The sequence below is a fragment of the Sphingomonas prati genome (assembly GCF_014643515.1).
Lineage (GTDB): Bacteria > Pseudomonadota > Alphaproteobacteria > Sphingomonadales > Sphingomonadaceae > Sphingomonas_R > Sphingomonas_R prati.
On sequence record NZ_BMJP01000016.1, the window covers coordinates 1 to 7,917 of the forward strand.

At 60.3% G+C, this 7,917-nt stretch carries 6 protein-coding genes and 1 pseudogene; 6 read left to right on the top strand and 1 reads right to left on the bottom strand.

Annotated features, from left to right (window positions below; genetic code table 11):
* From htpG to terL, 5 genes and pseudogenes are all read left to right on the top strand, one after another.
* The coding region (gene htpG, locus IEX50_RS17215) for a molecular chaperone HtpG (protein ID WP_188699547.1) at positions 1-1,673 on the top strand (1,673 nt) is incomplete at its 5' end.
* Between the two features lie 682 nt (positions 1,674-2,355).
* Complete coding sequence (locus IEX50_RS17220; RefSeq protein ID WP_188699549.1) at positions 2,356-2,916, top strand: hypothetical protein; 561 nt, start codon at positions 2,356-2,358, stop codon at positions 2,914-2,916.
* A 90-nt stretch (positions 2,917-3,006) separates the two neighbouring features.
* Positions 3,007-4,293, top strand: coding sequence for a site-specific DNA-methyltransferase (locus IEX50_RS17225; protein ID WP_157177986.1), 1,287 nt, complete (start codon positions 3,007-3,009; stop codon positions 4,291-4,293).
* A 79-nt stretch (positions 4,294-4,372) separates the two neighbouring features.
* Positions 4,373-4,738, top strand: a pseudogene (locus tag IEX50_RS17230) (DUF5681 domain-containing protein); the annotation flags it as partial.
* Positions 4,731-6,227, top strand: coding sequence for a phage terminase large subunit (terL, locus tag IEX50_RS17235; RefSeq protein WP_157177981.1), 1,497 nt, complete (start codon positions 4,731-4,733; stop codon positions 6,225-6,227). The pseudogene IEX50_RS17230 and the gene terL, both read left to right, overlap by 8 nt.
* A 34-nt stretch (positions 6,228-6,261) precedes the next feature.
* Here the strand turns inward: terL and IEX50_RS17240 are convergent, their stop codons facing one another.
* On the bottom strand, positions 6,262-6,819 hold the full coding sequence (locus IEX50_RS17240; protein WP_221237679.1) for a hypothetical protein: 558 nt from the start codon (positions 6,817-6,819) through the stop codon (positions 6,262-6,264).
* A gap of 319 nt (positions 6,820-7,138) precedes the next feature.
* Between IEX50_RS17240 and IEX50_RS17245 the strand changes: the two genes are divergently transcribed.
* Positions 7,139-7,342: a helix-turn-helix domain-containing protein gene (locus IEX50_RS17245; RefSeq protein ID WP_157177980.1), complete on the top strand. Its 204-nt coding sequence runs from the start codon at positions 7,139-7,141 to the stop codon at positions 7,340-7,342.
* Positions 7,343-7,917 lie beyond the last annotated feature (575 nt).

Below are 7,917 nucleotides of genomic sequence, written 5' to 3' on the forward strand. Positions count from 1 at the left end.
CGCTGGATCCCGATAGCAGCCGCCTCATGATCGAAGACAATGGCATTGGCATGAACGCTGCCGATCTCGCCGATGCGCTTGGCACGATCGCAAGGTCGGGCACCAAGAGCTTCATGGAACGGATCGCGAGTGTCGGAGGCAGCGAGGGAACGCAGCTGATCGGCCAGTTCGGCGTCGGCTTCTATTCGGCGTTCATGGTTGCCGGGAAGGTCGACGTGATCTCGCGCAAGGCGGGTGAAGCAGAAGCATCGATCTGGTCGTCCGATGGCCTCGGCAGCTACACGATCGCCCCCATCGATGTGGAGGAAGCACCTGCCCGTGGCACGCGCGTCGTCCTGCATCTGATGGAGGACGCGAAGGAGTATGCCGAGCGATACCGGATCGAACAGACGATCAAGTCGCAGTCCGGCCATGTCCCGGTGCCGATTTCGTTGCTCGAGAAGCCCGATGCCGAGCCGGTCGAGATCGCCGATGGCGCTGCGCTGTGGACCAAACCGCGCTCCGCGGTGACGGAAGCCGACTATGCCGACTTCTACCGCAGCGTGTCGGGTCAGTTCGACGATCCGGCGCTGACGCTGCATTACCGTGCCGAGGGCCGGCACGAATATTCGGTGCTCGCCTTCGTGCCCTCGACCAAACCGTTCGACCTGTTTGACCCCGATCGTTCGGGCCGCATGAAGCTCTACGTCAATCGCGTCTTCATCACCGATGAAGCGGACTTGCTCCCGCGCTATCTGCGCTTCGTACGCGGGCTGGTGGATTCGTCCGACCTGCCGCTCAACATGTCGCGCGAGATGATCCAGGAAAGCCCCATCCTCGCCACGATCAAGAAGGGCGTGACCGGACGTGTCCTCTCCGAACTGGAGAAGCGCGCAACGGCGGACAGCGATGCCTACCTCAAGATCTGGGAGACCTTCGGCGCGGTACTGAAGGAAGGTTTGTACGAAGATTACGAACGCCGACCGACACTGCTCAACCTCGCGCGCTTCAAGACGACCGCTTCAGACGATGGCTGGCGATCGCTTGCCGACTATGAGTCGTCCATCAAGGAGAACCAGACGGCGATCTTCTATGCCACCGGCAACGATCTGGATCGTCTCGCGACCTCCCCTCAGCTCGAAGGCTTCCGCGCAAGGGGTGTCGAGGTCCTGCTTCTTCCCGACCAGGTCGACAGTTTCTGGGTGACGTCCGGCATCGATTACAAGGGCAAGCCGTTCAAGTCGGTGACCCAGGGCGCAGCAGATCTCGGGCTGATCCCGCTGCCCGAGGGAAGCTCCGCGCCGACCGCTGAAGCAAGCGAGCAGGTCACGTCGTTTCTTAGCTTCGTCAAGACCACGCTCGACGATGCGGTTTCAGACGTTCGGACTTCGGACCGGCTGACCGATAGCGCTGTCTGCCTGGTCGCGTCGGAAAGCGGGATGGACCGCGAACTCGAACGACTGCTTGCGGCGTCAGGACGCGCGCCGGAGGCAGCCAAGCCTGTACTGGAGATCAACCCTCGCCACGAGCTGATCATAAAGCTTGCCGGCCTTGGTGACGCGGATGCGGACTTCCGGGCGGACGTTGCTCGGTTGCTGTTCGACGAAGCGCAGATTGCCGACGGCGAGCAACCGGTAGATCCACGTGGTTTCGCGGCGCGCCTGGCGCGGGTCATCACGCGCGCGCTGCCGTAACCTACCGGCGTGGTGCGGAGCGTTAACATTGAACACCACGAACAGGCGGGGCGGCCGAACGGTCGCTCCGTCGCTTTCCGATGAAGATACGGTCGACTGCGCGAGCTGTCGGATGCCCGGAAATGTGGAGTTTGGAATTCGGCCACTGCAGACCGCGCGCCGTTTCTGCGCCTGAAACCGGGTTCGTGTCCGTCTCACGTCTCCACACGCTCATGAGGAGGCCGCCAAAGCCCCGGTAATGCGGGGAGATTTTCGGGGTTGCCCGAAGGCTAAGTCATTGATTCGGAACGACAAAAATCTTGGTGCGCGACGCAGTCTGGAGCGAACCCGTCTGCGCCTTCTGTTCCCTGTTCTGCAGGGAAGTAACAGCGAATTTGCCAAGTTGTGGCGCTTCTTTGGGGAGAGGCGATCCGCAAAGTATCAACAATTTGGCCTTTTTTGCCGGCAATTCCCTGTGTATCATAACAGCAAGTAGAGGTGGTCCATCAGCGACACCAACTGCAGGAGCGACCCCGTGAAGCCTCAAACCGGGATCATCGCTTTGGCTCGAAACTCAGACCCCCGCTTGCTGGATGCAAACGTCGCTAAGTTCGGACGGCGGCTAGCGTACCTTGTGAGCAGCTTCCGGTCCGCCCGATCCTACGAGACGCATGTTGGTACGTTTAACATGGGTTTGAGTAGATTGACCCGCGCGTTAAGCTCGCGCGCAAAACGCTCGCCTAGAAAGGTCCGGCTGCACCCTCTGCTCGAGGTCGCGGTAAATTCGCTCTGGCTCAAGCGGCTACGCGAGATGGACTCGGACGACGGTCGCACACCGACGCCGGAAGAGATGCTAGGTCTTTGCCGCGAACTGGCCTCGAAGGTAAAGCCGTTCCGCGGCAGGCCTGCTCATTCCGTTTTAACGCATCACGTGCATGGCCTGATGGCTCTGGTGCAGGAGACTTGCGGAAGCCCTGCCACAGCAAGCCGTACGCGCAACAGCGTCTACGATCCGCACATGGTGAGCCTAGGCGGTCAGGTGATTGAGACTGTTTTTAGGGGCATTGATCCAGCGATCAGCGTGACCGCACTGGTTAACATCGTGCTGAATGCCCGGTCGTTGGGTGCCACCGAAGGCAAGCGCTTCCGCGACTTCTTCCCCTTCTACGATAGCGAGTTTGACGCGGCCACGGGCGACTTAACGCTCGCTCCGGGCCTCCGGCTCGAAGGCTTCGAGCTCGTACCCCCTATTTATTGTTCTTAGCACGCCGCTACCTGGCCCGTAATTGGCCGGCTCCTTCACTCTAGGAGCTGCTCAATGTCCCCTCCCCCTTCCAACCACCCCCGTATCGAGATGGTGCGGCGCGACACTCTAAAACCGAACCCAAAGAACCCGCGCACTCATTCTGACAAGCAGCTGCGCCAAATCGCAACTTCGATCGAGCGCTTCGGGTTCATCGTACCCATCGTCGCTGAAAACGGGTCTCTCATCGTCGCTGGTGCAGGGCGCTGGGCCGCTGCCGGCCTTCTTGGCATGGACGAGGTGCCGGTCATTCGCGCGCAGTTTGTTAGCGAGGCGGATCGACGCGCCTTCGCAATTGCCGAGAACCGCCTGGGCGACCTGTCCGACTGGGACAACGCACTGCTCGGGGCCGAGCTCGAATATCTGTTCGAGCAGGACTACGACCTGAACGTCACTGGCTTTGGTCTGGGCGACATCGATTTCCCGGTCGACGACAACTCGACTGGCGCAGAAGAGGCGGTCGAGCTTCCGGCCCCGAACACCATCGCGGTCAGCCGCGAGGGTGACCTGTGGCATATCGGTCCGCACCGTCTGTTCTGCGGCAACGCCCGCGATCCGCTCAGCTACGAAACGCTGCTCGGCGACGACCGCGCGACGATGGTGTTCGCCGACCCGCCCTACAACGTCCCGGTAAACGGGCACGTTTCGGGCCTCGGCAAGACCCGGCACCGCGAGTTTGCCGAGGCGTCGGGCGAAATGACACCGCCCGAGTTCACGGCCTTTCTCCGGACGGTGTTCCGCAATTGCGTCCGGTTCTCGGTGGACGGTTCGATTCACTATCACTGCATGGACTGGCGGCATGTTCGCGAACTGCTCGATGCAGCTGACGGTGTCTACACCAGCTTCAAGCAGCTAGCGGTGTGGGTGAAGGATAACGCCGGTATGGGAACCTTTTATCGATCGCAGCATGAACTGGTCTTCATCTTCAAGTCGGGCACCAATCGCCACATCAACAACTTTGGTCTTGGTGATACGGGTCGTTTCCGGACGAACGCCTGGAGGTATGCCGGGGCCAATACTTTCCGCAAGGGACGCGCAAAAGATCTCGCAGATCACCCAACCGTCAAGCCGGTAGGCATGGTCGCCGACGCGATCCTGGATTGTTCGGGGCGCGGTGATCTGATCCTGGATCCGTTTAGCGGATCCGGCACGACGCTGCTGGCAGCGCACCGTACGAAGCGCATCGGCGCTGCCATCGAGCTCGACCCGCTCTACGTCGATACCGCGCTGCGCCGTCTGAGGGAGGCGACGGGTCATGTCCCGCTTCTCGCTGACGGCCGCACGTTCGAGGACGTCGCGGACGAACGACGCAACGCCTTGGAGGCGAGCCATGACTGAGCGGGACCAGCCCGGCACGAAGGGGCCGGGTCTTACCACCGAGCAGGTTGGTTACGGCTAGCCGCCACGACAGCATCAGTTCCAGCCAGGCAAGTCCGGCAACCCGCGTGGTCGACCAAAGGGCGCCAAGGGGCTGAAGGCCGAGCTTATCGAAGAGATGAACGAGTGGGTGACGATCACCAGTGACGGGAAGCAGCGTCGCGTGCGCAAACGCCGGATCATTATCAAGGCACTCGCTGCCAAAGCAGCCAAAGGAAATGTCGCTGCCGCCGATCGCCTGATCGCGCTCATCATTCAGGCTGAGGGCCTGGAAGATCAACGCACGGTCGCAAAACCGATGAGCGAGAACGATCGGCTTATCATGAGCCGGTTCCTCGAGAACGAGGATGCCGAGGGGGCCAATCCCGCACTACTGTTGAATGACGAGGATCCGACCCATGACTGACCTCTCCTCGATTGACGATCCGCATCAGTTTCTGGACGAGCTCATGCGGCGTGACTTCATTTCGTTTCTGCTCCGTGCATTTCCGCACATCAACGGCGGGGCTGACCTCACTACGAACTGGCATATGGACGCGATTGCCTACAAGCTGGGCCGGGTCCGCATGGGCGACTGCAAGCGGTTGCTGGTCACCCTGCCCCCACGTCACCTGAAATCGATCATGATTTCGGTGGCGTGGGTCGCCTGGCGACTTGGAAACGACCCTTCGCTCAGCTTTGTGTGCGTCAGCTACTCGAACGAACTGTCCGCCAAACACGCACGCGATTGCCGCGCGATCATGCAGGCATCCTGGTACCGCCAGTTGTTTCCACGCACGATCATCGCATCATCGCGGTCGGCGGTGCACGACTTCGAGACGAGTGCTGGCGGCGGGCGTCTTGCGACCTCCGTCGGCGGGACGCTGACCGGACGCGGCGGTGACATCATCATCATTGATGATCCGATCAAGCCGGACGAGGCCATGTCCGACACGACGCGGAACGCCGTCAATGAGTGGTTCCAGACGACGCTCGCCTCTCGCCTCAACGACAAGAAGCGGGGGGCGATCATTACGGTCATGCAGCGGCTGCACCAGTATGACCTGGCCGGAATGTTGATCGAGAGCGAGGAGTGGGACGAACTCAGCCTTCCCGCAATTGCGACCGAAGACGTAACTGTCCAGCTGTCGCGGCGCCGTACCCACATTCGCCGAACTGGCGATGTTCTCCATCCCGAACGAGAATCTCTCGAGGCACTGCTCCGCATCAAACGGACGGTCGGATCCGTGATCTTCGCTGCGCAGTACCAGCAACAGCCGGTTCCGAGCGAAGGCAACATCATACGCGCCGGGTGGCTTGCGACATACGACGAGGTGACCGATGGTCAGGTCGTACAAAGCTGGGACACAGCTTCCAAAGACGGCGTGCTGAACGACTGGTCGGTCTGCATTACCGCGCGAATCGTGGGGCAGCGCGTCTTTGTCACCGATGTTTGGCGTCGGAAGGTCGAATTCCCCGATTTGAAGAAGAACGCCATTCGGCTGGCGCGCGACTGTGATGCCTCAGTCATGCTGGTCGAAGATCAGGCAAGCGGCACGCAGCTCATTCAGGCGCTGCGGCATGAAGAGCCGCGCGGCGTACCGCGTCCGATTGCGCGGCGGCCTGAGACCGACAAAAATTCACGTGTCTCTGGTATCAGCGCGATGATTGAAGCCGGACAGCTGCTTCTGCCGCGTGAGGCCAGCTGGCTGGCCGAGTTCACCCGGGAGGTGCTGGCTTTCCCCTCGGTGCGTCACGACGATCAGGTCGATGCATTGTCGCAGCTCCTCGCCTGGGTCCGCGCCCGGGCAAACGAAATTGAGATTGTTGGGCCGATGCTCATCACGGTTGATACCGATGATGCCGGTGGCAGCTGGCCGGGCTATTACGAACCGGACTTCGACCCGTGGGCATGAGACAAGCGAGACATGCCACATCGTCATCCACGAGCTAGAACCGGATGTGCCATGCGGGGTACAAGCCGCGCGCACGGCCGAGCACCTGGTTCAGGCTCAGCTCCTCGTGCTCAGAGGTAAGCGTGTTGACGAAGGCAAAGCGGAATGCTGCGCCCAGGCTCTGGGCAACGAGCAACTCACCGGCGGTTATATTGAAAAAATAGCCCTTAAGATCCGGCTTCATCGAAACCCGGTTTGTCGACTTTACCTCAATGATCTCGATCGCCTCAATCGATGACGCAATTGTCTGAGCATCCGTCAGGTCGATAGTCCGTGTCATCCGTACCATGTCGTAGGCGGCACCGTAGAGCACCTTTCCCCGCATGGCGTAGCCGATACGTAGCGCATCCCTCTCCTTGCGTGTCGGCTCGTGAAACCCCTGCCCCTTGGCAAGCAGGATCGCGATCGCGGCCTTCGCCGTGCGATGCCCGAGGAAAGACGATGGCGCAGCTTCGGTGCCATCGGCCTCGACAGTTACGTCAATGCTGCCTCGGCTGACGGTGACAGCCGACGGTGTTTTTGCCGAGAGCGAAGTTCCTGCTTTCCTGCTCATAGTCCGGACCGCGCTTGCGGCTCGCGCTGGATGACATCTGCTGCACCCACGTTCCACGGAACTATCGCGCGATGCAAAGACACCGCATTCTTCGGGCGCCCTGGCGAACGCCGGAAGACCGCTCCGTCGCTGCCAATGGGCATTTGGCAGACGCTATTCCATACTGCTGTTGTAAGTCGTGTCACCGCTTTCTTCCCGCGCCTCACTCACCGTCGCATACGATCAGTGACACGCGTCATGCTCGACGCGCTAGGCCAGTCAACCATATTGTCTCTCATCGTCTGTAGATCGATCGTCTGCAGGCGCGTCTCTAACCGGGGTGGATGTTCGCACTCGCCTTGCTCGCAACGTACGCCGCCTGCGCGAAGCCAAGGGCTGGAGCCAGGAAGCCTTTGCTCATGAGGCCGACATCCACCGGACTTATGTCAGTGATATCGAGCGTGGCGCTCGTAACCCCACGATCTTGATAGTCGAGAAGCTGGCGCTGCCGCTTGGCGTGACAGCTGGGGAACTGCTGGGTTGAGGGGCCGGCGTCACTGCCGCCACTCTGTTTGAGCCGGTAAGCACCTAACAATAAAAGCGATACTGATCGCTCACGCCTTCTCGGACTCGCTGGTACACTCCTAGGTACCGAGTATGTTCCGCGCCGCGTTTGCAAAAAGCATATGCACAGCTTCGAGCCTTCCCGATCGCAACTAGGTTGCCGTTGCTAACTCAGGACAGGCCCACGGCTAGCGACCAGCATTGAGAAAGCAGTCAAGTTAGAGGCGTTCAGCAGACCGGTCCCATCGCAGGTATTTTAAAGGGCGTTTTCGATAGAATCCCGTATCGGATGTTACTGCATCTGGCAGAATCGTTGAATGATACCAATCCTACGACTGCACGTCACCTGCTGCTATATCGAGCACTTCATCAGGCAAGATACTGGCGCACTAGGCTGATTACAGGTGCAAGATATGCTTTCTCCCCCCTTATTTCCTGATGAGTTTTGCGGTTTCTTCCTGATATTTTGCGCTTGCGGCGAGAAGTTTATCGAGGCTTTCGGGTGTCATGGTTGTTGCCAGTGTAGTGGCGCTTCCGGTGAGTGCGTTGATCGGC

Excerpts from the sequence above, each read along its gene's own strand:
- IEX50_RS17240 (WP_221237679.1), bottom strand. The coding sequence starts at position 6,819 with ATGAGCAGGAAAGCAGGAACTTCGCTCTCGGCAAAAACACCGTCGGCT.
- IEX50_RS17225 (WP_157177986.1), top strand. The coding sequence starts at position 3,007 with ATGGTGCGGCGCGACACTCTAAAACCGAACCCAAAGAACCCGCGCACT.
- terL (WP_157177981.1), top strand. The coding sequence starts at position 4,731 with ATGACTGACCTCTCCTCGATTGACGATCCGCATCAGTTTCTGGACGAG.